A 25,184-nucleotide genomic window follows, 5' to 3' on the forward strand; every position below is an offset into this window, starting at 1 on the left:
GCCCCTGACGGGGTGGGCCCGTACGACCTGGGTCGTAGACCGGCTCAGCCGCCGGGGGTGACCAGCCCCGTCTCGTACGCCAGCACCACGGCCTGCACCCGGTCGCGGAGCTGGAGCTTGGCGAGGATCCGCCCGACGTGCGTCTTCACGGTGGCCTCGGCGACGTGCACCCGGGCGGCGATCTCCGCGTTGGAGAGGCCCTGCGCCACCAGCAGGAGGATCTCCCGCTCGCGTTCGGTGAGCTGGCCGATCCGGGGGTCCTCGGCGGGCCCGGGGCCGAGCCGGCCGGCGAACCGGTCGAGCAGCCGCCGGGTGATGGGCGGGGCGACCACCGAGTCGCCCCGGGCGACCACCCGGATGGCCGCCAGCAGCTCCTCGGGTGGGACGTTCTTGAGCAGGAAGCCGCTGGCGCCCGCCTGGAGCGCGGCGAAGGCGTCGGCCTCGGTGTCGAAGGTGGTGAGCACCAGCACCCGGGGCGGTCCGGCGGGACGGTCCCGGCAGATCCGGCGGGTCGCCTCCACCCCGTCCATGGTCGGCATCCGGACGTCCATCACCACGACGTCGGCCTCGACGCGGGCCAGCAGCCGCAGGGCGTCGGCCCCGTCGATCGCCTCGCCGACGATCTCCAGGTCCGGCTGGGAGCCCAGCACCATCCGGAACCCGGCGCGGACCAGCGCCTGGTCGTCCACGATCACCACGCGGACCGTCATGCCGCCGTCACCTCCGTCGTCGGGGACGTCGACGGTAGCGGCAGCCGCGCCTCGACCTGCCAGCCCCCGGCGAGCCGCGGGCCCGCGGTGAGGCTGCCGTCGTACACGCCGACCCGCTCGCGCATGCCCACCAGGCCGTGCCCACCGGACGGCGCGGGACTGACCGGCGGCCGGCCACGCCCGTCGTCGACCACCCGGACCATCACGGCGTCGCCGGCGTGCGCGACGGTGACCTCGACGTCGGCGCCGACCCCGGCGTGCTTCAGGGCGTTGGTCAGCCCCTCCTGCACCACCCGGTAGACGGTCAGTTCCAGCCCGGGCGGCATCGACACCGGCTCCCCGGTGACCGCGTGCCGGGCCCGGAGGCCGGCGGCGCGGAACCGGTCGAGCAGGGCGGGCAGCTCCGTCAGCGCCAACCGGCGGTGCGCCGGGTCGGCGGTCGCCCCGGCGTCGCCGGGCGCACCCGCCGCGCCGGGCCCGGCCTGCGCGTCCGGCGCGTCGGGCTCCCGCAGTACGCCGACCAGCCGGCGCATCTCCTCCAGCGCCTGCCGGCCGGTGTCGGCGACCACCTTCACCGCCTGGCGGGCGGTCTCCGGGTCCCGGTCGAGCATGAACCGCGCCCCGTCGGCCTGCACGATCATCACCGCCATGCTGTGCGCCACCACGTCGTGCAGTTCGCGGGCGATGCGGGTGCGTTCCTCGGCGACCGCGGCGCGCGCCTCCGCCTCGCGTTCCCGCTCCAGGGTGGCGGCCCGCTCCTCCAGGCTGAACACGTAGAGCCGGCGGGTACGCACGTTCAGCCCGACCAGCCAGACCGCCCCGGTGACCAGCCCGTAGTAGATCGCCGCCGCCCACCAGGCGATGGCTCCCGAGGTCTGGAGGCCGGCGAGCACCACCCCGACGGCGGCGCCGATCCCGGCGAGGACCCCGTCGCGGAGCCGGTCGGCGTACTTGATGACGCTGTAGAGGGCGATCAGCACCGCGACGTCGAAGGGCAACGGCCCCCACCCGGCGACCACCTGCACCATCGCGAGCGCGGCCACCACGGCGGCGACCGCCGACGGGTGGGCCCGGCGGAACAGCAGCGCCACCGCCATCGCGGCCCCGACCAGGGTGGCCCTCCCACCGCCGGGCTGGTTCGCCATGCCGGCGAGGCCGAGGAGCGCCACCGTGGCGGAGACGAAGGCGTCGAAGGCGACGCCGCGCAGCGGGCGGCCGAGGATCGCGCGGTTCACGGTCACCCAGCGTACGTGCCGCAGGTCAGGGGGTCACTCCGCCCCGAGCCCGGGACCGGGCCGCCCGCCCGGGTCAGGCCAGCAGCTCGCGCATCCGGTCGATCTCGACGGTCTGCTCGGTGGCGACGGAGTTGGCGAACTCCGACAGGGTGAGGTCGGCGCCGACCTTGAGCAGGTCCGTGGCCATCTGGACCGCGCCCTGGTGGTGCTCCGTCATCATCCGCACGAAGAGCCGGTCGAACTCGGCGCCCCGCGCCGCCGCGAGCTGCCGGATGGCCTCGGGCGTCTGCATGCCCCGCATGCCCTCGTGGTCGTGCCCGGCCACCTCGGTGGAGAGCCCGCGCGCCTGCAACCAGCCCCGCATCAGGCCGATCTCGGGGCCCTGGCTGGCCCGGATCCGCTCGGCGAGGGCGCGCAGGGCCGGGTCGCCGGCGCGGTCACCGGCCAACTCCGCCATCTCGAGCGCCTGGGCGTGGTGCGGGATCATCATCCGGACGAACCAGATGTCCATCGAGTTGTGCCGGGCCGTGGTGGCGTCGCGCAGCTCCTCGGCGGGCCGGACCGCGGCGGTCTCGCCGGGCCGACCGGGAACGATCACCGGGGGTCGGCTCGGACCGGCCGGGGCGGACGTCGGGGCGGCGGTCTGTCCCGCCGGCACCGCGGTCGGGTTGTCGGCGGCACGGGACAGGAGGACGACCGCCACCGTCAGCAGACACGCGGCTGTGACGACGGCGAGGGTCCGCGCGCGGCGGTTGGTCATGGGCCACTCCCCCCGGTAGAGGTCATGGCGATGCTATCCATCGACGAACGGGCTTCGATGTGATTCACATCACATCGATGGAACTCTCTGGACGGTAAGGTGTCCACCATCGTCATCCCCTTGCGAAGGACGTCGCCGATGACCAGTTTCCGCACCTTGCGGGCCAGGCGGCTCACCACCGTGAGCCTGGCCGCGGCCGGTCTACTCCTCGCCAGCGTCGCCACCGCCACGCCGGGAAGTGCCGGCGTGGCGGCGCAGTCCGCCCCCTCGGGCACGGCGGACACCACCAACACCATCCCGGGCGTCGACGAGATCGTCAGCAGCCCCAACCTCCGGCAGATCGCCAACCTGCCGAAGCAGGCGCCGCTGGACGCCACCAACAGCGACCTCGCCTTCCAGGGCCGCTACGCCTTCGCCGGCAACTACAACGGCTTCGTCATCTACGACATCTCCCGGCCGACCGCGCCGACGGTGGTGTCGCAGGTGTACTGCCCCGGGTCGCAGAACGACATCTCCGTCCACGGTGACCTGCTGTTCCTCTCCACCGATTCCTCCCGCAGCGACGACTCCTGCAACAGCACCAGCGCGCCGGCGACGGAGAAGGCGTCCTGGGAGGGCATCAAGGTCTTCGACATCAGCGACAAGGCCAACCCCCGCTACGTCAAGGCGGTGGAGACGGCCTGCGGGTCGCACACCCACACCCTCGTGCCGGGCAAGAACCGCAAGACCGTCTACCTGTACGTCTCCTCGTACAGCCCGCGGGCGGAGTTCCCCGACTGCCAGCCCCCGCACGACTCCATCTCCATCGTGAAGGTGCCGGTGAAGTCGCCCACGGACGCGGCGGTGGTGGCCTCCCCGAACCTCTTCCCCGACGGCGGCTACGAGGGCCGGCCCGGCGGTTCGGCGACCACCGGCTGTCACGACATCACGGCGTACCCGGAGAAGAACCTCGCCGCGGGCGCGTGCATGGGTGACGGCGTGCTGATGGACATCTCGAACCGGGAGGCCCCCCGGCTGATCAACCGGGTCCGGGACACCGTCAACTTCGCGTTCTGGCACTCGGCCACGTTCAACAACGCCGGCACCAAGGTGGTCTTCACCGACGAGCTGGGCGGCGGCAGCGCGGCCACCTGCAACGAGGCCGTCGGACCGGAGCGGGGCGCCAACGCCATCTACGACATCACCGGTCGCGGCGACGCCCGGACGATGGTCTTCCGCAGCTACTACAAGATCCCCCGGATGAACGCCGACACCGAGAACTGCGTGGCGCACAACGGCTCGCTGATCCCGGTGCTCGGGCGCGACATCATGGTCCAGGCGTGGTACCAGGGCGGCATCTCCGTCTGGGACTTCACCGACTCGGCCAACCCGCAGGAGATCGCGTTCTGGGAGCGGGGTCCGATCTCGATCGACCGGCTCGTCGGCGGCGGCTCCTGGTCGGCGTACTACTACAACGGCTACATCTACTCCAACGACATGGCCAAGGGCTTCGACGTCCTCAAGCTGACCGACTGGCGGACCTGGACGGCGAACCTCGTCCGCTACCGCGAGCTGAACGTGCAGACCCAGCCCAGCTACCTGAGCTGGTAGTCGCAACGCGCCGACGGGCCCGCCCCCCACCGGGGTCGGGCCCGTCCGTGTCCGTCGTGGACGCGCCGGTCAGCCGGCCGGCGGGTACGGGTCGTCCTGGTAGGTGTACTCCGTCTCGATCTTGCCGTCGGACGTGTGCACGACGAGCTGGCTCGGCTCGTTGCCGTGCGCCGCCCGGCGCCCCGCCTCGACGGCGAGCTGCTTGGTGTCGAACGTGCCGACGACCTGGTTGCCCTGCTCGACCTTCCAGCCGCCGTCGTTCGGTACGACGTGGTACTGGTTGCGCTTCATGTCAGTCACCCGCCTCTCGGTCAGGTCCACCGGGATACCCGGGCCACTGAGGCGGAAAACCCTCCTCCGTGGACAAACCGTCCGCCGCCGGCGTACCGAGGAAGTGACCGTCCGTCACGTGGCCGGGATCCGGTCGAGCTGCGCGCGGATCGCCTCCGGCGTCAGCGCGGGCCGGCCGCCCGGATGGCCGACGGTCGCACCGGCCGCCGCGACCGCGTGCCGGGCGACCCGCTCCCGGGGCTCGCCGCGCAGCACGCCGAGGGTCAGCGCGGCGACGAACGCGTCCCCGGCGCCGGTGTCGTCCACGGTGGGCGTCTCGCTCAACGGCAGGAACAGCTCGCCGTCCGGCCAGACGAACGCGTTGCCCTTCCCGGCCACCTCGACGGCCAGCAGCGACGGGCCGCGACGCAGCAGCCCACGCCCCGCGGCGAGCCCCGCCTCGGCGTCGCGCGGCGCGTGGCCGGTGATCAGCTCCACCTCCTGCGCGTCGGCCCGCAGCACGTCGGCGAGGGCGAGCAGCGCGTCGGCGTCGGCCGCGTCGGTCGGCGCGCCGTCGAGCACGACCAGCCGGCCGGCCTCCCGGGCGATCCGGGCCGCGGCCAGGGCGGCCCGCGCCGGCTGCTGGAGCTGCACCAGCACGGCCCGTGCGGCCCGCAGCGCGGATGCCGCCCCGGCGACGTCGTCGGGGGTGAGCAGGGTGGCCTCGGCAACGTCCTCGAGGTAGCGCCAGTCGGCGTCGGCGTCCACGACGTCGACGATGAGCGCGGTCGGGGTGCCGGGCCGGCGCCGTACCCACTGGACGTCGATGCCGTCGGCCCGCGCCAGCGCCAGCAGCCGCTCCCCCACCTCGTCGTCGCCGACCACCCCGAGCAGACCGACGGCGGCGCCGAGCTGCGCCAGCCCGACGGCCTGGTTGGCCCCCTTGCCGCCGAGCAGCTCGCGCCGCCGCCGTACCGGGGCGGTCCCGCCGGCCTCCGGCACCTCGTCCACCCGCAGCACGAGGTCCCGCGCCACCTGCCCGACCACCATCACGTCCAGTCCCGCCATGCCCGGAGCACTACCCGCGAGCGCCCGGGTTGATCCGCGCCGCGCGGGAGGCGTCGCCGTTGGCGAGGCGCGCCCCGGCCGACGACGCGAGGGGTGCGTGGCGCGCGGTCAACCGGGCAGCGGCGCCTCGTCGCCGCGCGTGCGACGCGGCCCGACCAGCCGGCGCACCATCGGGGCGGCGTTCCACTTCGCCGCGCCCACCAGGTCGCGGGCGTGCTCCAGGACGGTGTAGTCGGGTCGGGCCCTGCCGTCGGCGATGGCCCGGTCCAGGTCGTTGCCGCACCGGGTCAGCACCGTGTCGAAGTCGCGGCGCACCGGTTCGAGCAGGTGGTAGCCGAACGAGCGGTGCAGCCGGGCGAAGAGCGGCTTGTAGAGCCGGGCCCGCTCGTGCAGCCCCGAGGAGTACGACATCGGGTTCTTCGGCCGGCGCCGGACGTAGTCGGGCAGCAGGTCGGCAAAGGCCCGACGGACGATCCACTTCTCCTGCCCGTCGCGCATCTTCAGCCCGATCGGCAGCCGCATCGCCAGCTCGACCAGGCTCAGGTCGAGAAACGGCACGCGGGCCTCCACCCCGTGCCCCATGCTGGCCCGGTCGACGCGCTGCAACTCCGTACGGCAGAGGTTGCGGATCTTGTGCAGGAAGAGCCGGCGGGACGCCTCGGGGCCGACCTCGTGGTACATCGGGTAGCCGCCGAACAGCTCGTCGGAGCCGTCGCCGGTGAGCACCACCTTCACGCCCAGCTCCCGCAGCCGGCGGAACAGCGGCACGGTGACCACCGCGTTGATGATGTCGCCGTACTCGGTCAGCTCGGACATCCGGATGGCCTCCCGGATGTCGGCCAGCCGGATGTCGCGCGGGCGCAGCTCGACCACCTCGTGCGGCACCCCCAGGTCCTTCGCGAGCCGCCGCGCGTACGCGACGTCGGGGCTGTCGGGCACGCCGACCGTGACCGCGACGCAGTCGGAGTGCATCTCGCGCACGTGCAGCAGGGCCAGCGAGCTGTCCAGCCCGCCGGAGAGCACCACCCCGACGGTGAGGTCGGTGTCCACCCGCATCCGGATGCTGTCGGTGAGGGCGGCACGGACGAGCAGGGCGGCCTCGTCCGGGTCGTCCACCACCGGCAGCCCGTCGCCAAGGGTGAGCAGGTCGACGTACGCGCGCAGCCGGACCGGCCCGTCGGGCTCGACCCAGCCGTGGTGCCCGGGCGGCACCTCGACGATCGGCACGCGGTGCCCGACCAGCGCCTTGACCTCGCTGGCGACGTGCAGGCAGCCGGGCGTCCGGGCCCAGTACAACGGCTTGACGCCGAGCGGGTCCCGGACCAGGTAGGCCCGGCCGGTGGCCCGTTCCACGACGGCGAAGGCGTACTCGCCGCGCAGCCGGGTCACCATGCCCTCGCCCCACCGCAGGAACGCGGCGAGCACCACCTCGGTGTCGCCGGTGCCGCGGAAGCGGTGTCCCAGCCGGACCAGTTCCGCGCGCAGCTCGGGGTGGTTGAAGACCTCGCCGTTGTAGCAGAGCAGCCACCGCTCGTCGGCGGAGGCCCACGGCTGCACGGCGCGTTCGCGGTCCACGATCGGCAGCCGACGGGTGCCGGTGAGCAGGCCGTTCTCGTAGCGGGTCTCGGTGACCTCGCCGCGCGGGGCGAGGGTGGCGAGCATCCGCCGGAAGATCGTCGGATCGGCCTCGGGGCCCAGGCTCAACGCGATGCCACACATCGGCTCAGACCCCCATCTCGGCTTCGTACGCCCGACGCAGCCGCCGCCGCGCCGCCGGCGCGAGGCACAGGTGCCACGCCTGCCCCTCGTCGACCACGTTGACCTCGCCGGCCCGCTGCCGTGCCAGCAGCAGCTCGGCCAGGGTGTCCCGCGCGCCGAAGCGGCCGAACCACTCCATCTCGACGTCGACCGCCCAGCCGAGGCAGTGCCCGCTGGGCAACATGGCCGCGTACCCGAGTCGGCGCAGCCGGTGCTGGTGCTCGGCGCTGCGGACCAGGCTGGTCACCCACAGCGGCGGCGTGGCGGGCGGGGTGCTGGCGGCGAACTGCCGGGCGATGTCGTTGAGCAGCGCCACCATCTCGCGGCGGGCCCGCCGGAACCGCAGTCCGGCGGTGCGCGGCGTGGCGTCGGGCCGCAGCCGGCGCCGCACCGCCCGCAGCCCGCGGCGGAGCAGCGTCCGCGGCTGCTCGGTGTAGCGGAAGTTCAGCAGGTCCCGGCGGCGCAGCCACTCCAGGTCGACCAGGTCGGGGCTGGCGTCCACCTGGGCGTCGGTGAGGTAGGTCGGGGTGTCGCGCCACCACATCACGTCGACGCGGGAGAGCAGGTAGATCCGGACCAGCGCGGTGAGGTCGGCGGCGGAGCTGCGCGCGTTGGGCTGGTAGCGGGCCATCTCCAGCAGCAGCGTCTCGCGGGCGCCGATCAGCCCCTGCGGGGTGGCGTCGAGCACGGCGGCGATCGCGGGCTCGCGCAGCCGGTCGTCGATCAGCACCTGGCGGGCGGCGGTGCAGGACGCGCCGGCCAGGGCGCCGACCTCGACCAAAAGCTCGGCCACGGCGGCCCGGTAGGCGTCGAGGTCCGGCGTTGCGGCGGGCCGCGTCGGGGTGGAGAACGCGCGCCGCCGGGCCGGGGCGGCGGGTGTGACGGAGGAGCCGGGCTGCTGTCCCGGGCTACGGCTGGGCACTCGCATGGTCGGGTCCTCTCTCCCGTCACGGCATCACTGTGCATCGCCCTGCACACACCGTAATCAGACCGGACGGGAGAAGTCCGAACAATCCTCCTATCTACTCCTTCGGAACGCACGGCGGTCACTGCCGCGCACGAAGGGTCACGGTCGGGACGCCCCGCTCAACCGCTGCACCTCGGCGTACGAGGGCGGTTCCGCGCGCGGCGCGGCGCCGGACCGGACGGCGTCCAGGGCGTCCAGGGCGGCGCCCAGCGCGGCCCGGAACAGCAGCGAGCCCGTGCTCACCCGGGCCACGCCGAGCGCCCGCAGCTCGTCGAGGGTGGGCCCGCCCGGCCGGTGCAGCACGTTCAGCGGCGCGTCGATCCCCGCCACGAGCGCGGCGACGGTGGCGGCGTCCGGCGCCCCGGGCACGAAGATCCCGTCCGCCCCGGCGGCCAGGTAGGCGCGGGCCCGGCGCAGGGCCTCCGGCAGGGGATCGGGCGTGCCGAGCCACCACGGGTCGGTGCGGGCGTTGACGAACAGGTCGGGCGCCGCGGCCTTGATGGCGGCCACCTTCGCCGCCGCCAGCTCGGGCGGGTCGAGGGTGCCGTCCGCCCGCCCGTCCTCGACGTTCAGCCCCACCACGCCGAGCGCGGCCAGCTCCGCCGCCAGCCCGGCGACGACCGCCGGGTCGTCGGCGTACCCCGCCTCCACGTCAACGGTCACCAGCACCGGCAGCGGGCGCAGCGCCCGGGCCAGGCGGAGGTTCTCCGCCCGGGTGGCGGCCGCCGCGTCCGGCACGCCGGCGGCAGCGGCGACCCCCAGGCTGGTGGTGCCGACCGCCGGGTACCCGCGCGCCGCGAACGCGGCAGCGCTGGCGTGGTCCCAGGCGTTGGGCAGCAGCAGCGGCCGGGCGGCGCGGTGCAGGGCGTGGAAGGCGGCGCAGCGCGCGTTCATCCGGGTTCCACCTCGATCATGGTCGGGCCCCGTGGGGCCGGCGACGGTCGTCTCCCGGCGACGGTAGGGCCGGAACCCTACGGCGCCCGCCGAAACGTCGGCTGCCGGCGTGTGCGCTGCCGGCGCGGAACGGGCCACCGGACCACTGCACGGATCGTCGCTATCGGTCGACGTCAGTCAGGCCGTCACTATGCGTGACATTCAGCGCGGCCGGCCATCATGCCTCCGGCCCCTTTGCTCTGCATCCACATACGCAACAGCTACTGACGGTCAACGAGACTCGCGCCCTCGATCATCGCGCCTCTTCGAATCTCCCCAGTTCAGCCCGGTGGTGCGCCGAGGAATGCAGAGCAAAGGGCGCACAGGGCACCGGGCTGCCGGGACGTCGACAGTTACAACAAGTGACCAACCCGACCGTCACTAACGGTAACGACGGCGGCGACCGGCTCCCTCGCCGTCCGTCTCAAGGAATGAGGTCAGGGCCGTCTCCAGACATCGCCAACTGCATCGAGAAACGAGGTCCGAAGGCGCCGAAAGGAGTCGGACGAGGGCGCGACCCGGTCAGGCGCGGCCCCGTCAGGCGCGCCCGCTGCCGCGGTCGGGCGCGGTCGCGGGCGGCGCGAGGTCGGCCGGGGCCAGACCGAGTGCGGCGGCCAGCGCCGGAGCACCGTCCGGGGTCAGCCGGACCTCCCGTCCGCCGCTGCGGGTCAGCCAGCCCGCCTCGAAGAAGCGGGCGTACAGCGCCGCGCCCAACGCGCCGGCGAGGTGCGGCCGACGCTCGGTCCAGTCCAGGCAGTCGCGCACCAGCGGACGGCGGACGGCCCGCAGCGGCGCGACCGGCACCCCCAGCTCCGCCAACCAGGCCCGCCCGGCCGAGGTGAGCGCCGGCCCGCCGGCGCCGTCAAGCAGCCCGCGCGCGAGCAGCCTGTCACGCAGCAGCACCCCGAGGTGCCCGGCCAGGTGGTCGTAGCAGGTGCGGGCGTACGCCAGGGCGGCGCCGGCACGGGCGGCGCGCAGCGAACGGGCCGGCTCGGACCGCCCGGGCGCGTAGCCAGCCAGATCCTCGACCAACTGGGCCGCCGAGGGACCGGCGAGCTGGACGTAGCGGTGTCGTCCCTGCCGATGCTCGACCAACAGCCCGCCCCGGACGAGCCGGGTGAGGTGATCGCTGGCGGTGGACGGGGCCACCCCGGCGAGCCGGGCCAGCTCCCCCGCCGTCCACGCCCGGCCGTCGAGCAGAGCCAGGCAGATGCGGGCCCGGGTGTCGTCGGCGAGCAGGGCGGCGAGCCGGGCCAGGGCCCGGCCGTCCGGCGCGGGGATGGTCACGGACACCATGCTGGCACGGGCACCCTGCGGCCGGCACCGAAGCTTCGCCACTCCTTTACAACGTTGTATCCAACGTTGTACAAACGGACACGCACCGATCCTGATCGAACTCCCGCACCCGAGGCAGGTCTGATGCGACATCTCCGCCGCGCCGGGGCGCTCGCCGCCGTCGTCGGTCTGGTCCTGGCCGCGACGGCGTCCGCGCCGGCCGCCGCCGCACCCGAGCCCCGCTACCGCAACCCCGTCTCGGCCGGGTTCGCCGACACCTTCGCCGACCCCGTGATCGTCCGCGGTGAGGACGGTTTCTGGTACGCCTACGGCACCACCGACCCACTGCGCGAGGGCGAGGGGACGTTCCACGGGGTCCCGATCGCCCGCTCGGCCGACCTGGTCGGCTGGACGTACGTCGGGGACGCCTTCGGCGCCGGCCAACGCCCGGCGTACGCGGCTCCCGGCGCCGGCTTCTGGGCCCCCGACGTGCGCCGGGTCGGCGATCGCTGGGTCATGTACGTGACCGTCACCGACACGACCGTGTCCCCCGACGGGGGTGACTTCGCCGTCGGGGCGGCCACCGCGCCCACCCCGACCGGCCCGTGGACCTTCGCCGACGAGCCCGTGGTCGCGCCCCGCCCCGGCGGTGGCGGGGGCTGGCTGTGGACCATCGACCCGAGCCAGTTCACCGACGTCGACGGCAGGCACTACCTCTACCACGGCAGCTACTACGGCGGCATCTCGGTGACCGAGCTCTCCGCCGACGGGCTTCGCGCCGTCGGCTCACCCACCCTGGTCGCCGTCGACAACAAGTTCGAGGGCAGCCACGTGGTGCGCCACGACGGCTGGTACTACCTGTTCGCCTCCACGGCAAACTGCTGCGCCGGCCCGGCCACCGGCTACTCCGTGCACGTCGGCCGGTCCCGCGACCCGCGCGGGCCGTTCGTCGACCGCGACGGCGTCGCGCTGACCGCCTCCCGGGCCGGCGGCACGCCGGTGCTCACCCAGAACGGCAACCGGTGGATCGGCACCGGCCACAACGGCTTCCTCACCGACCTCTCCGGCCAGGACTGGATCGTCTACCACGCGATCGACCGCGCCGACCCGTACCTGGACGAGCCGTTCGGCATCAACGAGCGGCCGATGCTGCTGGACCGCCTCGACTGGATCGACGGCTGGCCGACGGTGAACGCCGGTGCCGGCCCCTCCGAGGGCCCCCGGCCCGCGCCGGTCACCACCGGCCGGGTGGACGAGCGCTTCGACGCCGGGCTGGCCGGCTGGCGACTCGGCTCCGGGGACTGGCGGGTCGCCGACGGCCGACTCACCGGCAGCGGCGCGCTGACCAGCCGTACGACCGTGGGCGGGGACCTTCGGGCGGAGGCCGACCTGCGGCTTCCCGCCGCCGGGACGGCTGGTCTCACGCTCGGCGACCGGGTCTCGGTGCGGGTGGACGCCGCCGCCGGCCGGCTGGTCGCCGCCGACGGCGGGCGCACCGCGAGCGCGCCGCTGCCCGCCGGCTTCGACGCCGCGGCCGGGCACCACCTCGCCGTCGAGGTACGCGGCCGGGACCTGGTGGCCGAGCTGAGCCCGGCCCGGCTCGGCGACCAGCTGGCGGCGGTGTCGCTGCGGCTGGCGCGGCCGGTGGCCGGGCGGCTCACGCTCACCGCGACCGGCGGGGCCGCCGGGTTCGACAACGTCAGCGTCGCCCGGCTGCACCGGCCGGTGCGCCACGCCGTCGCCGAACCGCGGGCGGGCCGCCTGCTGCCGGCGTTCTCCGACGAGTTCACCGGGGGGCTGGACCCGGCGTGGCGGTGGGTCCGGCCGGACCCGGCGGCCACCGTGTCCGGCGGGGCGCTGCGCTGGCCGGTGCAGGGCGCCGACCTGACCGGCACCGGCAACACCGCCGGCGTGCTGCTGCGCGACGCGCCGGGCGGCGACTACGTCGTGGAGACGAAGGTGACCCTGGACCTCGGCGAGGAGACCGTCCGCAACTACCAGCAGGCCGGGCTGGTCGCCTACGTCGACGACGACCGCTTCGCCCGGCTGGCGCAGGTCGCGATCTGGAACACCAGGCAGGTGGAGTACGGCTACGAGCTGCCCTTCGCCGGCCAGCCGGTCTACGGCGGCAACATCGTCGGCACCCCGGCGACCACCACCTGGCTGCGGCTGGCGCACCGGGTCGACCCGGCCACCGGCGAGCACGAGTTCCGGGCCGGCTCCAGCCGGGACGGGCGGAACTGGACGTGGGGCGGGGTGTGGACCTTCCCGGCCGACACCACCCCCCGGATCGGGCTGGTCGCGCACGGCGGAGCCGACCCGGCGGTCACCGCGCACTTCGACTACCTGCGCTTCCACCGCTGACCCCCGCACGATCGGGCCCCCGCCGGACGGCGGGGGCCCGATCCCGTTCCCGGCGCCTGGCGGCGGGGCACCCCGGCGGTCACGTACGGCGCCCGGCGGCGGGGCCGGCACGGCACGCCTGGCGGTCACGTGCGGCGGGCCGGCGGCGGGGCCGGGGCGGCTCCCCCGCCGGTCACGTGCGGCGGCCGGCGCCGCCGAGCGGGCTGACCGTCCGGCTCTGCCCGTCGTAGCTGCGCCCGGCGACGAAGGCCCCGTCGGGGCGGTCGACGCCCGCCACCGCGCGGGCCAGCCGGCGATCGGCGTCGCGGAAGCGCAGCGCCAGGCTCAGGTGCGGACGCCAGTGCCCCGGCGCGTGCCAGGGACGCTGCCCCGGGGCCCCGGCGAGGACGTCCCAGACCGACGCGTGCAGGGCGGTCAGCTCCGGCGACGGGTGCACCAGCCACACCAGCGGGGCGCTGCCGTCGAGCACCGCGATCCGGTCCAGCCGCACGGGCAGCGGCAGCCCCGCGTCGAACAGGTCGGCCAGCCGCCGCTGCGCGCCGGGCGGGAACTCGTCGACCGCGGCGAGGGTCAGGTGCGGCCGGTTCGTCGGATGGGCGTTGCGGGCCAGGCTGGGCAGCCCCACCGCGGCCAGCCGCTCCCAGGCGCCGCGCACGGCGGCCTCCAGGTCGGGCGAGCAGACCAGTTCGACCGTACGCACGCCGCCAGGCTAGCCCGCCGGAGCACGGCGACGGGCGCCCGCCGGAGCCGCGCGGGTGCTCGTTGTGCCGGTCGGCGAAACGGCGTCGCGGCGGTGATGAAAAGCTTGACGGCATGAGTTCCGCACCCGTACGGCACGACCCGCCCACCGAGCCCGGCCCCGACGCCCTCGACGACACGAGCCCCTTCGCGGACCTCGGACTACGCGCCGAGCTGCTGGGCGCGCTGACCGCCCTGGGCTACGAGGAGCCCACTCCGATCCAGCGGGAGGCCATCCCACCCCTGCTGGCCGGTCGGGACCTGCTGGGCCAGGCCGCGACGGGTACGGGCAAGACGGCCGCCTTCGCGCTGCCGCTGTTGCAGCGGATGCCCGACGACCGGCCCGGCGGCGCCCCGGTGGCGCTCGTGCTCGTGCCCACCCGCGAGCTCGCGGTGCAGGTCTCCGAGGCGTTCCACCGCTACGGCAAGGACCTGGGCGCGCGGGTGCTGCCGATCTACGGCGGGCAGCCGATCGGCCGGCAGCTGCGCGCCCTGGACCTCGGGGTCGACGTCGTGGTCGCCACCCCGGGCCGCGCGCTGGACCACATCGCCCGGGGCACGCTCGACCTGGGCTCGCTGGCCACGGTGGTGCTCGACGAGGCCGACGAGATGCTCGACATGGGCTTCGCCGAGGACATCGAGGCGATCCTGGAGCACGCGCCGGAGCAGCGCCAGACGGTGCTCTTCTCGGCGACGATGCCGGCGCGCATCGACGGGCTGGCCCGCAAGCACCTGACCGACCCGGTACGCATCCTCATCGCCCGCGAGCAGCCGGTGGCCGGCGAGGCGCCCCGGGTGCGGCAGAGCGCGTACATCGTCGCCCGGGCGCACAAGCCGGCGGCGCTGGGCCGGGTGCTGGACGTCGAGTCCCCCACGGCGGCGATCGTCTTCTGCCGCAGCCGCGAGGAGGTCGACCGGCTCACCGAGACCATGAACGGCCGGGGCTACCGGGCCGAGGCGCTGCACGGCGGGATGAGCCAGGAGCAGCGCGACCGGGTGATGGGCCGGCTGCGCACGGGCACCGCGGACCTGCTGGTGGCCACCGACGTGGCCGCCCGCGGCCTGGACGTCGAGCAGCTCACCCACGTGGTCAACTACGACGTCCCGTCGGCCCCCGAGTCGTACGTGCACCGCATCGGCCGGGTCGGCCGGGCCGGGCGGGAGGGCGTGGCGATCACCCTCGCCGAGCCGCGCGAGCACCGGATGCTCAAGACCATCGAGCGGGTCACCGGCCAGCGCATCGCCATCGACAAGATCCCGACGGTGGCGGACATGCGCACCCGGCGGTTGGAGCTGACCCAGGGCGCCCTGCGGGAGAGCCTGCTGGAGGACGACCTCGACCCGTACCGGGCGATCGTCGAGTCGTTGACCGACGAGTTCGACCTGGTGGAGGTGGCCCTCGCGGCGGTGAAGCTGGCGCACGAGGCGACGTCGCCGGGCTCGGACGACGAGGAGGAGATCCCCCAGGTCCCCGTCCGGGGCCCGCGTGAGGGGCGGCCGGAGGCCGGTGGCCGGGGCGAGCGCCGGGGCGGTGCCCGGCCCCGCACCGGCGGCACCACCCAGGTCTTCATCGGGCTGGGCCGGCGCGCCGGGGTCCGCCCGCAGGACCTGGTGGGCGCGATCACCGGCGAGACGGGGGTCAGCGGCCGGGACATCGGCTCGATCGAGATCGCCGACCGGTTCTCGCTGGTGGAGGTGCCCCAGAGCATCGCCGACGAGGTGATCGCCGGGCTGCGTGGCAGCACCATCAAGGGCCGCAAGGCGACCGTACGCCGGGACCGTGACGGCGACGGCGGCGGCGAGCGCCGCTTCGACGGGGCCGACCGGCGCGAGCGCCGCGACCGGGACTTCGACCGCCGCGACCGCCGCTAGGACGGTGTGGGCAGGGGCCTTCCCCTTCCCGCGCCCTGGACGAAGGAAGGGGCCCCTGCCGCGTGGCGGGGGCCCCTTCCTCGACGCCTCAGGCGGCGGCGAGCGCCGGGTCGGGGCGGGTGTCGGCGTCGGCCGGGCGCAGCGCCAGGGCGAGCACGTCGGCGACGTCGGCCAGGGTGTGCACGGTCAGCGCCTCCCGGACCTCGGCGGGCAGGTCGTCGAGGTCCGGCTCGTTGCGGGCCGGGATGATCACCTCGGTCAGGCCGGCCCGGTGGGCGGCGAGCAGCTTCTGCTTCACCCCGCCGATGGGCAGCACCCGGCCGGAGAGGGTCACCTCGCCGGTCATCCCGAACTCGGGCCGCACGGGCCGGCCGCTGGCCAGCGACGCGAGGGCGGTGACCATGGTGATACCGGCGCTGGGGCCGTCCTTGGGCACCGCGCCCGCCGGCACGTGCAGGTGGATCCGCCGCCCGGCGAGGGCGTTCGGGTCGAGTCCGAGCCGGCGCCCGTTGGAGCGCAGGTACGACAGCGCGATGTGCGCCGACTCCTTCATGACGTCGCCGAGCTGGCCGGTCAGGGTCAGCCCCGGCTCGCCCTCCATGCTGGTGGCCTCGATGAAGAGCACGTCGCCGCCCGCGCCGGTGACGGCCAGGCCGGTGGCCACGCCGGGCACCGCCGTCCGCTCCGCCGATTCCGGGGTGAACTTCGGCCGCCCGAGGTAGGTGGCGAGGTTGTCGGTGTCGACGCGGACCGGCGCCGGGTCGGTCGCCAGGGTCACCGCGACCTTGCGCAGGATCTTCGCGAGCGCCCGTTCGAGCTGCCGTACGCCGGCCTCGCGGGTGTACTCGCCCGCGATCCGGGCGAGGGCGTCGTCGGCGACGCCGACCTCCTCGGCGGTGAGCCCGGCCCGCTCCCGCTGCCGGGGAAGCAGGTGGTCGCGGGCGATGGCGACCTTCTCCTCCTCCGTGTAGCCGTCGAGGGTGACCAGCTCCATCCGGTCCAGCAGCGGCCCGGGGATGGCCTCCACCACGTTGGCGGTGGCCAGGAAGAGCACGTCGGACAGGTCGAGGTCGACCTCGAGGTAGTGGTCGCGGAAGGTGTGGTTCTGCGCCGGGTCGAGCACCTCCAGCAGGGCGGCGGCCGGGTCGCCGGAGTAGCCGGCGGCGAGCTTGTCGACCTCGTCGAGGAGCACGACCGGGTTCATCGAGCCGGCCTCGCGCAGGGCGCGCACGATGCGGCCGGGCAGCGCGCCGACGTAGGTGCGCCGGTGGCCGCGGATCTCGGCCTCGTCGCGGACACCGCCGAGGGACACCCGGACGAAGTTGCGGCCGAGCGCGCGGGCGATCGACTCGCCGAGGCTGGTCTTGCCGACGCCGGGCGGGCCGGCGAGGGCGAGCACCGCGCCGGAGCCCCGGCCGCCGACGACGCCGAGGTTGCGCTCGGCCCGCCGGTTGCGCACGGCGAGGTACTCCAGGACGCGGTCCTTCACGTCGGCCAGGCCGGCGTGGTCGGCGTCGAGCACGGCGCGGGCCGCGGCCAGGTCGGTGTCGTCCTCGGTACGGGTGCCCCACGGCATCTCCAGCACCGTGTCGAGCCAGGTCCGGATCCAGCCGGCCTCCGGGGAGGCGTCGCTGGCGCGTTCCAGCTTGCCGACCTCGCGCAGCGCCGCCTCGCGGACCTTGTCGGGCAGGTCGGCGGTCTCCACGCGGGCCCGGTAGTCGGCGGAGCCGTCCGGCTCGTCCTCGCCGAGTTCCTTGCGGATGGCGGAGAGCTGCTGGCGGAGCAGGAACTCCCGCTGGGACTTCTCCAGCCCTTCGCGGACGTCGGTGCTGATCTGCTCGGCGATCTCCTGCTCGGCCAGGTGGTCCTTCACCCAGCCGACGAGCAGTTCCAGCCGGGCGGTGACGTCCGGCGCGGTGAGCAGCTCGGTCTTCTGGGCGAGGCTGAGCCAGGAGACGTAGCCGGCCGAGTCGGCCAGCTCGGAGAGGTCGGTCATCCGCTCGATGGCGTCGATGACCTGCCAGGCGCCGCGCTGCTGGAGCACGGACGTCATGAGGGCGCGGTACTCGCGGGCGAGTTCGCGGGCGCGGCCGGCGGGGGCGGGTTCGTCGAGTTCGGTCGCCTCGACCCAGAGGGCGGCGCCGGGCCCGGGTACGCCGGAGCCGATCCGGGCGCGGGACAGGCCGCGGATGACGGCGGCCGGTTCGCCGCTGGGCAGCCGGCCGACCTTCTCGATGGTGGCGACCGCGCCGACGGGGCCGTACTCGCCGTCGAGGCGGGGCACGGCGAGCAGCTTGTGGTCACCGGTGGCGCGGGCCGCGTCGACGGCGGCCTGGGTGGTCGGGTCGAGGGTCACCGGGATGACCATGCCGGGCAGGAGCACGGCGTCGGTCAGGGGAAGTACCGGGAGAGTTGCCATCGAACACCTGCTATCGCGTTGAGTTGAGCGTGTCCAACTCAAGTAACAAATCGTTCCCCTTGTTCCGGGCTGTGACCCAGGCCACCTCCGCCCGTGGGACGGCGCTGCGGGCGCAGCAGCTCGCGCGCCAGGCCGCCGCCCCCGGCGACCGCCACGGCGAGCGGAATCGCCAGGCAGGTCAGCGCCAGTGCGGCGACGGTCCAGCCCGGCAGGCCGGCCACCGCGGCGACGCCGGTCAGCACGGCGAAGACGAGGAGCTTGCGACGGGTGCGGGCGATCGGGATCGCGACGGACATCGGGATCTCCCCTCCGTACGGGATCAGAGCAGGACGAGCAGGGCGGCGCCGACGGCTGCCGCCGGCACGGTGGTGACGACGGTGGCGAGCGCCGCCGAGTGCCGGCGCAGCGCGGCGAGCGGGATCAGCGCGTCGCCGTCCTGGCTGATCGCGTTGGCGACCAGGGTGGGCAGCGGCAGGCCGCCGCTGACGTACAGGCCGGTGAAGACGATCTGCACCGCGCACCCGGGGATGAGGCCGATGCCGGCGCCGACCAGCACGCCGACGAGCCCGGTGAGGGCGAGCTGGGAGCCGTCGAAGCCCGTCGTGGTGGTCACCACCTGCCAGCCCAGGTACGCCACGGCCACCCAGACGGTGACGAAGGACGCCTCGTGCGCGCTGTGCCGCAACGTCTCCCGCAACGAGCGGGGCTGCGCGGTCTCCAGGCTGTCGTCGGCCAGCTTCCCCCGCCCTCCGGCGAAGATCAGCGCCGCGGTGAGCGTGCCGAGCACCCCCAGCGCCAGGTACGGGTCGACGCCCCCGAAGGATCGGGTCAGCGCGCCCGGGTCGACCAGTTGGAAGACCACCGGCACCGACACCGCGAACGCCGGCGTGGTCAGCCCCCAGAACGCCGTGGACGCCGGCACGCGGGGCAGCAGCCCGCCGAGCAGCCGCCGCGAGCCGGCCAGGTCCGGCCCGCCCGCGGCGGCCAGGCCGGCCGGCGCGGGCGCGGCGGCGACCCGGTGGTTGACCGCGCGGGCCGGGTCGATGCCGAGCGCGTCGACGACGTACCCGGTCACCAGGCCGACCGCGAAGAGCAGCGCGTGGATCTTGAGGGCGAACACGGGGTTCCAGGCGAGCACCACCCACGACGAGTCCCCCATGGTGGCCGCCAGGGCCGCGACCACGGTGCCGAAGGAGACCTTCCCCCGGGCGTAGAGCGGCATCAGGATGATCGCCCCGCCGCAGCCGGGGCTGACGCCCAGCAGGGCGCCGACCAGCGGACCGAGCCGGGGCCGGCTGGTGAGCCCGTCGGTGACCCGGTCGCCGTGGCGCCAGCGCAGCCAGCCGAAGAGCGCCACCATGACGGCGACGTAGACACCCACCTGCATGAACGCGTCCGCGAGCGGGCGGAGCACGAGTTCGGTCACGGCACACCTCCTCCGGTACGGTGCCGCCGGGCCGTCCGCCGCTCGCGGACGACCCGGCGCGACGGCGTCAGGTGAGCTTGCTCTTGACCTTGTTGACGGCGCCCTTGGCGAGGCCCGGGTTCGTGCCGTAGAGCCGCGGGTCGCCGGGCGGCAGGACCGGCTCGGGCGCGTGCGCGCGCGGGCTGTGGTCGTAGCGGAACTCGCCCTTGCCGTCGGGCGCCGGCCCGGACGCCCAGCGCCCCTCCGACGCGTCGGTGCCCGGCGAGAAGTCCAGGTACGTGTAGCTGAACTGCTCGGTGAACTCCTTGGAGTCCGGGAACGCGTCGGGCACCGGCATCTCCTCCAGGCCGTCCTCCTTGAGCTGCTCGATGGCCGCCATCCACATGTTCTGGTGCATGGTGTCGCGGGCCAGCAGGAAGCGCAGCATGTTCTTGACCCCGGGGTCGTCGGTCATGTTGAACAGCCGGGCCACCTGGAGCCGGCCCTGCGCCTCGGCGGTGACGTTGAGCTGGAAGTCGGCCATCAGGTTGCCGCTGGCGGTGATGAAGGCGCCGTTCCAGGGCACGCCGTTGCTGTCGGTCGGCAGCGCTCCGCCGCCGCCGTGGATGAAGTGCGCCGGGTTCGACCCGCCGTAGATCGCGCCCACCATCGGGTTGTCGGCGGCGGCCTCCTGCAACGACAGCGGTGCGTTCTCCAGCAGCCGGGTGATCATCGTGGCGATCATCTCGACGTGGCCCATCTCCTCGGTGCCGACGTCGAGGAAGAGGTCCTTGTACTTGCCGGGCAGGCGGCAGTTCCAGCCCTGGTAGAGGTACTGGTTGGCGACGGTCATCTCGCCCCACTTGCCGCCCAGGATCTCCTGGAGCCGGCGGGCGAACGCGGCGTCCGGGCCGTCCGGCTTGGCCTCGAACTGCAGATCCTTCATGTGGCTGAACACGTGTCCTCCTCGGTGCCGGTCGGGCTGTCACCGGGGCGGTTCCCACGACGGCCGGCCCTATCGGGCCAACCGGCGGCCCGACGGGGTCAACCTGTCGCGGGGAACGCGGGCAGCACCACCTCGAGGGCCACCCCGCGCGGTCGCAGCCGGTGCAGGCGCAGCCGTCCGCCGTCGGCGGCGAGCAGCCGCCGGACGATCCACAGCCCCAGCCCGGAGGCCCCGGCGGCGGGAGCGGGCCGGCGCAGCGCCTCGACGAGGGTCGGGTCGACCCGACCCTCGTCGGTGACGACGATGCGCAGACCGGAGCGGCCGAGCGCGGCGTGGATGCCGACGCGGCCCTCGGCCGGACCGTGCCGCAGCGCGTTCTCCACCAGGTTGGTCACCACCTGCCGGGTCCGCCGCCGCGGCACCGGGCAGCCCCCGGCCCGCCGCGTCACCCCGGTCAGCCGCCGGTGCGAGGGCACGAGGGCCGCCGCACCGCGCAGGACCTGCGCCAACGGCGCCGCCGGGTCCGCCGCCGGCGCGAGGGCCCCGGTGCCGGCGGCGGCGTCCCGCAGCAGGCCCTGCAGGTGTACGGCCTGCTCGTGGGCCAGTGCCGTGATGGCGCGCCGGTCGTCGCCGGTGAGCGGGAGCCTCTCGTCAGCGAGCGCCCGGGTGAGCGAGGTGAGGGCGCTGACCGGGGTGCGGAACTCGTGGCAGAGCACACGCAGCAGCAGTTCCGGGTCGGTGTCCAGGGCCGCCGGGTCGGCCGGACCGGGTTCGGGCCCTGCCCGCGGGAGCAGCCGCAACGGTCCCCGCCCCCCGCGCCGTCCGCGCATCCGCCCGACCTCCCTCGTTCGGCCGCATGATCGGTACCCGCTCGGGAACGGACCAGGCATGCCCGCTCCCCCCGCCGTCCGGTTGGCCGTCGTGGACGACCATCCGCTGTTCGTCCGCGGGCTGGAACTGCTGCTGCCGGCCACGACCGACGGGCGGGCGGAGGTGGTGGGCTCCACCGGCGACGCGTCGGCCGCCGCCTCGCTGGTCAGCCGCTGCCTGCCCGACCTGGCGCTGGTCGACCTGCACATGCCGCCCCCGGGCGGGATCCGGGCCGTGGCGGCGATCCGGCGCACCACGCCTCGGGTGCGGGTGGTGGCCATGTCGGGCGCGGAGGACCCGGCTCCCGCCCTGGAGGCGCTGCGCGCCGGCGCCGAGGCCTTCCTGCCCAAGACCGCCGAGCCGGAGGAACTGCTGCCCCCGCTACTGGCCGTCCTCGACGGCTGGGCGGTGCTGCCGGGGCACCTGCTCCGTGCGTTGCTGCGTACCGGCCGGGCGACCCCGGTCGATCTGGACGACGAGGAACGGGCGATGCTCAAGGCCATAGCGGCGGGCCGCAGCACCGTCGAGATCGCCGAACGGATGCACGTCTCGGAACGCACCGTGAAGCGGATGACCGCCGCGCTGCTGCGGAAGTTGCGGGTCTCCACCCGCGCCGAGGCGGCGGCGCTCGCCGGTCACGCCGGTCTGCTCGGCGACTGACCCCGGGCTTTGCGCCGAGCCGTTTTCCCGCGATAACGCGACGCGCCGAAATGAGGACGACGCGCATTGTTGCGGATTAGCCGTGGGATAGGTCAAACTTTGACCACACCCCGCCCCACACAGGGAGTAATTGACGATGGCGAGAAAAGTAATCACGGTCCTGACCGACGACCTCGACGGTGGAAAGGCCGACCGGACCGTCGAGTTCAGTCTGGACGGCGTGGCCTACACCATCGACGTATCCGACGAGAACGCGGGCGTGCTGCGCAAGGCCCTCGACCCTTACATCAACGCTGGCCGGCGGATCGGTCGCGGAACCGCCGACACCGGGCGGGCGCCCCGGCGGGCAGGCACGCCGGGCGGCTCGGGAATGGACCGCGAGCAGAACCGGGCCATCCGGGAATGGGCCACCAAGAACGGCTACAAGATTTCCGAGCGCGGCCGCATCCCGGTCGAGGTCGTGGAGGCGTACAAGAACCGCTGACCGGCGCCGGGCTCACGCTCGGGCTGGTGCGGGGTCACGCTGAGGAATCAGCGCGGCCCCGCCGGTCTTTCCCACGGCGATCCATTCGCACGACCCGCGCCCGCCAGCGGGCCCATTCCCGGCCCGCCACGATTGCACTTCGACCATCGCCGGGTCGCCGGGTCGCTTCGGATCGGCCGACAACGGCCCGTTCACCGGCCCGGCGAGCGTGATCATCGCCACGATCGCCCCGGCGCGCAGCCGGGCCGCCACACTTCCCGAGTGTAATGAGCGACAGCTTTGTCGAGCATTACCGGCGCGGATCTCGGGGGTGGCGGATGACGCGATGGTGGAGCCAGACGGCCGGGGGGTTGCCCCGCGTCTTCTGGTACCTATGGTCGGCCACGCTGATCAACCGGCTGGGCAGCTTCGTCGCCATCTACCTCGGCGTCTACCTGGTGTCGGTACGCGGCCTCAGTCCCGCGTACGCCGGGATCGTGATCGGGTTGCACGGAGCCGGCAGCGCGGCCGGTGGCGTGCTCGGCGGGATCGTCGCGGACCGGTGGGGGCGGCGGCCCGCCATGCTGACCGGAAACGTGGCCGCCGCGGCGGCGGCGCTGGCGCTGGGCCTGAGCGGGCACCCCGTGGCGATCGCGGCCCTCACCCTGTTGCTCGGGCTCTGCCTGGGCGTCGCCCGGCCGGCCTTCACGGCGACCGTCATCGACGTGGTGGGCGAACGGGACCGCCTGCGCGCGCTGACACTGAACTACTGGGCGATCAACATCGGGTTCGCCGTCGCCGCGACCGTGGCCGGCCTGCTGGTCCGGGTCGAGCCGCTGCTGCTGTTCGCGATCAACGCGGCGGTACTGCTCGGCACCGCCGCGCTGATCGGCCTGACCGTGCCCGAGTCGCGCCCCGCCCCGGTGACCGTCGCGCAGGTCGCCCGCGTCGACTCCGGCGGGCTCGGCACCGTGCTGCGGGACCGGGTCTTCCTGACCTTCACGGCCCTCACCGGGTTGGCCTGGCTCTGCATCGAGAGCAGCGCGATGCTGCCGGTGGCGTTGCAGGCCGATGGGCTGCCGGCGTCGGCCTTCGGGCCGGTCATCGCGGTCAACGGCCTGATGATCGTGCTGGGGCAGCTCTTCGTGCCCCGCCTGATCGGCCGCTTCGACCGGTCCCGCACCGTCGCCGTGGCCGTCGTGGTGATCGGCGCCGGCTTCGCCCTGACCGCGCTGGCCGACGCCGTCTGGTTCTACGCGCTGACGGTGGGCGTCTGGACGCTCGGCGAGATGCTGATGACCCCGTCGAACTCGGCGCTGACCGCCGACCTGGCGCCGGCCGCCCAGCGCGGCCGCTACCAGGGCGTCTACTCGCTCGGTCACGCCTTCGCCAGCTTCGCCGGGCCGACGCTGGGCGGCCTGGTCGCCGCCCGGTTCTCCACCGACGTCCTCTGGCTGGGGCTGTTCGGGCTGGCCCTGCTGGTGGCCGCCGGCAACCTCCTGGCGGTGCGGCCCCGGGCCCGGCGGATCACCGCCCTGCGGGCCGCCGCGGCGCCCGCCGCCCCGCGCGAGGCCGCGGCGCTGGCGTGAACGCGCCGCCGCGGGGCCGCCAGGGTGCGCCCGGACGGCCCCGCGGCGGTCGTCAGCCGACCTGGATGCGCACCACGTCGAAGGCGGGCGTCTGGTTGGCCCGCTCCATCATCGGCACCCGGTGCGAGCCGTCGCCGGCCCAGACCGCGCACTGGGCGGTGCCGGATCCGGGCAGCCCGGGGATCTGGATGGTCACGTCGTCGGGCTCGGCGCCACCACGGCTGTCCTCGGTGGCGACGAAGAACGCCGGCACCTCCTGCGGCTGCGGCGGCTGCCGGAGGCTGCCCAGCATCCGGCAGGCGGTGTGGAAGTGGCCCCGCACCAGTCCCTGCTCGTTGAGCAGCGAGCTCTCCACGTAGTACCCGCCCTGCCCAGCGGCCAGGAAGCGGTCCCGTACGAGGTTGCGGGTGGAGACCCGGAGGGTGAACGGCTGGTTCGCCCCGACCCGGTCGGGGAACTCGGTGATCAGCAGCGACGGATTGTCGGCCGCGGGACCCACCTCGCCGAACGCGGTGCTGACGCAGCGGTTGCCGTTCTGGAAACCGTCGTGCGGCTGCAACCGGCTGTCCTCGCAGTCGTTCGCGATCACTCCCAGCCCGGCACCGGGCCCACCATTGCCGCCACCGTTGTTACCGCCGCCGTTGTTGCCGCCACCGTTGTTGCCACCGCCGTTGTTGCCACCCGTCGGCGCCACCTGGCACTCGGCGAGCCGGGCCAGGCCCTGCGGCCGGGGGCCCACCCGGTCGATCGCGATGGTGATCCGCTCCAGCGTCGCCCGGCGCTTGCCGGCCAGCGGCTGGAGGATCGAGGTGCGGACGAACTCCTCGCCCCGCCGGCCCTCGGCGGCCAGCCGCCGGTCCGCCTCGGCGATCTGGGTCTGCAGCAGGTTCAGGTTCCGGTCGACCTCGGCGCGGGCGCGGTCGGGCACCCGCGGCAGCCGGCTGGACACGTCCGGGCAGGCCACGGCCGAGCCGCCGTTGTCGGCGCCGCCGCCCCGCGTCTGCTCGCACTCGGCGACCGACTGCTGCCCGTCCCCCCAGTGGTTGCGCACCCACCGGCCGTCCTGCCAGGTCCGGCTGGTGCCCCGCCCGCTCGGCGCGGTCGCGCCCGGGCTGGGCTCCACGCAGGCGGCGGAGGCCGGTCGGGTGCTGGTCGGCCGCCGGTCCTCGGCCGACGAGATCTGGGTCACGGCGACGATCCCGCCGAAGACCGCGAGCGTGCCGACGACGGCCAGCAGTCGCTTGCTCCGCGCGCTACCGGATGACCGGCGCGCCCGTGTGGACCTGCGCATC

At 74.6% G+C, this 25,184-nt stretch carries 23 protein-coding genes; 6 read left to right on the forward strand and 17 right to left on the reverse strand.

The window, feature by feature from the left end:
- Window positions 1-44: 44 nt before the first annotated feature.
- From OG989_RS24545 to OG989_RS24555, 3 genes are all read right to left on the reverse strand, one after another.
- Window positions 45-710, reverse strand: a complete 666-nt coding sequence (locus OG989_RS24545; protein ID WP_151455275.1) for a response regulator — start codon at window positions 708-710, stop codon at window positions 45-47.
- On the reverse strand, window positions 707-1,951 hold the full coding sequence (locus tag OG989_RS24550; RefSeq protein WP_327028598.1) for a sensor histidine kinase: 1,245 nt from the start codon (window positions 1,949-1,951) through the stop codon (window positions 707-709). Before OG989_RS24550 ends, OG989_RS24545 begins: the two co-directional genes overlap by 4 nt.
- Before the next feature lie 67 nt (window positions 1,952-2,018).
- Entirely contained in the window at window positions 2,019-2,705 is a 687-nt protein-coding gene (locus tag OG989_RS24555) for a DUF305 domain-containing protein (protein ID WP_327028599.1), read from the reverse strand.
- Between the two features lie 138 nt (window positions 2,706-2,843).
- On the opposite strand from OG989_RS24555, the gene OG989_RS24560 reads away from it, so the two are divergent.
- Window positions 2,844-4,295, forward strand: coding sequence for an LVIVD repeat-containing protein (locus OG989_RS24560; protein ID WP_327028600.1), 1,452 nt, complete (start codon window positions 2,844-2,846; stop codon window positions 4,293-4,295).
- Between the two features lie 69 nt (window positions 4,296-4,364).
- Here OG989_RS24560 and OG989_RS24565 read toward each other — a convergent pair whose 3' ends face one another.
- The 6 genes from OG989_RS24565 to OG989_RS24590 form a co-directional block, all read right to left on the reverse strand.
- Entirely contained in the window at window positions 4,365-4,586 is a 222-nt protein-coding gene (locus OG989_RS24565; protein WP_225852266.1) for a DUF2188 domain-containing protein, read from the reverse strand.
- A 114-nt stretch (window positions 4,587-4,700) separates the two neighbouring features.
- Window positions 4,701-5,633 (reverse strand): PfkB family carbohydrate kinase, encoded by a 933-nt coding sequence (locus OG989_RS24570; protein WP_327028601.1) that lies wholly within the window; start codon window positions 5,631-5,633, stop codon window positions 4,701-4,703.
- Between the two features lie 108 nt (window positions 5,634-5,741).
- Window positions 5,742-7,352 carry an asparagine synthetase B family protein gene (locus tag OG989_RS24575; RefSeq protein WP_327028602.1) on the reverse strand — a complete coding sequence of 537 codons (1,611 nt, stop codon included), beginning with the start codon at window positions 7,350-7,352 and terminating at the stop codon, window positions 5,742-5,744.
- A gap of 4 nt (window positions 7,353-7,356) precedes the next feature.
- Window positions 7,357-8,319 carry a DUF5715 family protein gene (locus OG989_RS24580; RefSeq protein WP_327028603.1) on the reverse strand — a complete coding sequence of 321 codons (963 nt, stop codon included), beginning with the start codon at window positions 8,317-8,319 and terminating at the stop codon, window positions 7,357-7,359.
- A gap of 138 nt (window positions 8,320-8,457) precedes the next feature.
- Window positions 8,458-9,252 (reverse strand): isocitrate lyase/PEP mutase family protein, encoded by a 795-nt coding sequence (locus OG989_RS24585; RefSeq protein WP_327028604.1) that lies wholly within the window; start codon window positions 9,250-9,252, stop codon window positions 8,458-8,460.
- A 576-nt stretch (window positions 9,253-9,828) separates the two neighbouring features.
- Window positions 9,829-10,572, reverse strand: coding sequence for an ArsR/SmtB family transcription factor (locus OG989_RS24590; RefSeq protein ID WP_370518957.1), 744 nt, complete (start codon window positions 10,570-10,572; stop codon window positions 9,829-9,831).
- A gap of 138 nt (window positions 10,573-10,710) precedes the next feature.
- On the opposite strand from OG989_RS24590, the gene OG989_RS24595 reads away from it, so the two are divergent.
- Window positions 10,711-12,930 (forward strand): family 43 glycosylhydrolase, encoded by a 2,220-nt coding sequence (locus OG989_RS24595; RefSeq protein ID WP_327028605.1) that lies wholly within the window; start codon window positions 10,711-10,713, stop codon window positions 12,928-12,930.
- Window positions 12,931-13,102: 172 nt separating this feature from the next.
- Here OG989_RS24595 and OG989_RS24600 read toward each other — a convergent pair whose 3' ends face one another.
- Window positions 13,103-13,630, reverse strand: coding sequence for a 2'-5' RNA ligase family protein (locus OG989_RS24600; RefSeq protein ID WP_151453519.1), 528 nt, complete (start codon window positions 13,628-13,630; stop codon window positions 13,103-13,105).
- Window positions 13,631-13,743: 113 nt separating this feature from the next.
- On the opposite strand from OG989_RS24600, the gene OG989_RS24605 reads away from it, so the two are divergent.
- On the forward strand, window positions 13,744-15,540 hold the full coding sequence (locus OG989_RS24605; protein ID WP_151453520.1) for a DEAD/DEAH box helicase: 1,797 nt from the start codon (window positions 13,744-13,746) through the stop codon (window positions 15,538-15,540).
- 88 nt (window positions 15,541-15,628) lie between these two features.
- Here the strand turns inward: OG989_RS24605 and lon are convergent, their stop codons facing one another.
- From lon to OG989_RS24630, 5 genes are all read right to left on the reverse strand, one after another.
- Complete coding sequence (gene lon / locus OG989_RS24610) at window positions 15,629-17,959, reverse strand: endopeptidase La (RefSeq protein WP_327028606.1); 2,331 nt, start codon at window positions 17,957-17,959, stop codon at window positions 15,629-15,631.
- 38 nt (window positions 17,960-17,997) lie between these two features.
- Window positions 17,998-18,255 (reverse strand): hypothetical protein, encoded by a 258-nt coding sequence (locus OG989_RS24615; RefSeq protein ID WP_327028607.1) that lies wholly within the window; start codon window positions 18,253-18,255, stop codon window positions 17,998-18,000.
- 23 nt (window positions 18,256-18,278) lie between these two features.
- Window positions 18,279-19,385 carry a putative manganese transporter gene (locus tag OG989_RS24620; protein WP_151453523.1) on the reverse strand — a complete coding sequence of 369 codons (1,107 nt, stop codon included), beginning with the start codon at window positions 19,383-19,385 and terminating at the stop codon, window positions 18,279-18,281.
- Window positions 19,386-19,452: 67 nt separating this feature from the next.
- A complete protein-coding gene (locus OG989_RS24625; protein ID WP_151453524.1) occupies window positions 19,453-20,322 on the reverse strand; it encodes a manganese catalase family protein in 870 nt (289 codons plus the stop codon).
- A gap of 86 nt (window positions 20,323-20,408) precedes the next feature.
- Window positions 20,409-21,140, reverse strand: a complete 732-nt coding sequence (locus tag OG989_RS24630) for a sensor histidine kinase (protein WP_327028608.1) — start codon at window positions 21,138-21,140, stop codon at window positions 20,409-20,411.
- A 58-nt stretch (window positions 21,141-21,198) separates the two neighbouring features.
- Here OG989_RS24630 and OG989_RS24635 point away from each other — a divergent pair, with 58 nt between their 5' ends.
- Window positions 21,199-21,840 carry a response regulator transcription factor gene (locus tag OG989_RS24635; protein ID WP_151453526.1) on the forward strand — a complete coding sequence of 214 codons (642 nt, stop codon included), beginning with the start codon at window positions 21,199-21,201 and terminating at the stop codon, window positions 21,838-21,840.
- Window positions 21,841-21,976: 136 nt separating this feature from the next.
- A complete protein-coding gene (locus OG989_RS24640; protein WP_132234604.1) occupies window positions 21,977-22,324 on the forward strand; it encodes a histone-like nucleoid-structuring protein Lsr2 in 348 nt (115 codons plus the stop codon).
- 12 nt (window positions 22,325-22,336) lie between these two features.
- Here the strand turns inward: OG989_RS24640 and OG989_RS24645 are convergent, their stop codons facing one another.
- The gene (locus OG989_RS24645; RefSeq protein ID WP_327028609.1) at window positions 22,337-22,576 is read right to left on the reverse strand and encodes a hypothetical protein; all 240 of its coding nucleotides are present in this window, start codon (window positions 22,574-22,576) and stop codon (window positions 22,337-22,339) included.
- 65 nt (window positions 22,577-22,641) lie between these two features.
- On the opposite strand from OG989_RS24645, the gene OG989_RS24650 reads away from it, so the two are divergent.
- Window positions 22,642-23,892, forward strand: a complete 1,251-nt coding sequence (locus OG989_RS24650) for an MFS transporter (protein ID WP_192581310.1) — start codon at window positions 22,642-22,644, stop codon at window positions 23,890-23,892.
- A gap of 52 nt (window positions 23,893-23,944) precedes the next feature.
- Here the strand turns inward: OG989_RS24650 and OG989_RS24655 are convergent, their stop codons facing one another.
- A complete protein-coding gene (locus OG989_RS24655; RefSeq protein ID WP_327028610.1) occupies window positions 23,945-25,183 on the reverse strand; it encodes a hypothetical protein in 1,239 nt (412 codons plus the stop codon).
- Window position 25,184 lies beyond the last annotated feature (1 nt).

It is taken from the genome of Micromonospora sp. NBC_01740, from assembly GCF_035920365.1.
Taxonomy (GTDB): Bacteria; Actinomycetota; Actinomycetes; order Mycobacteriales; family Micromonosporaceae; genus Micromonospora; species Micromonospora reichwaldensis.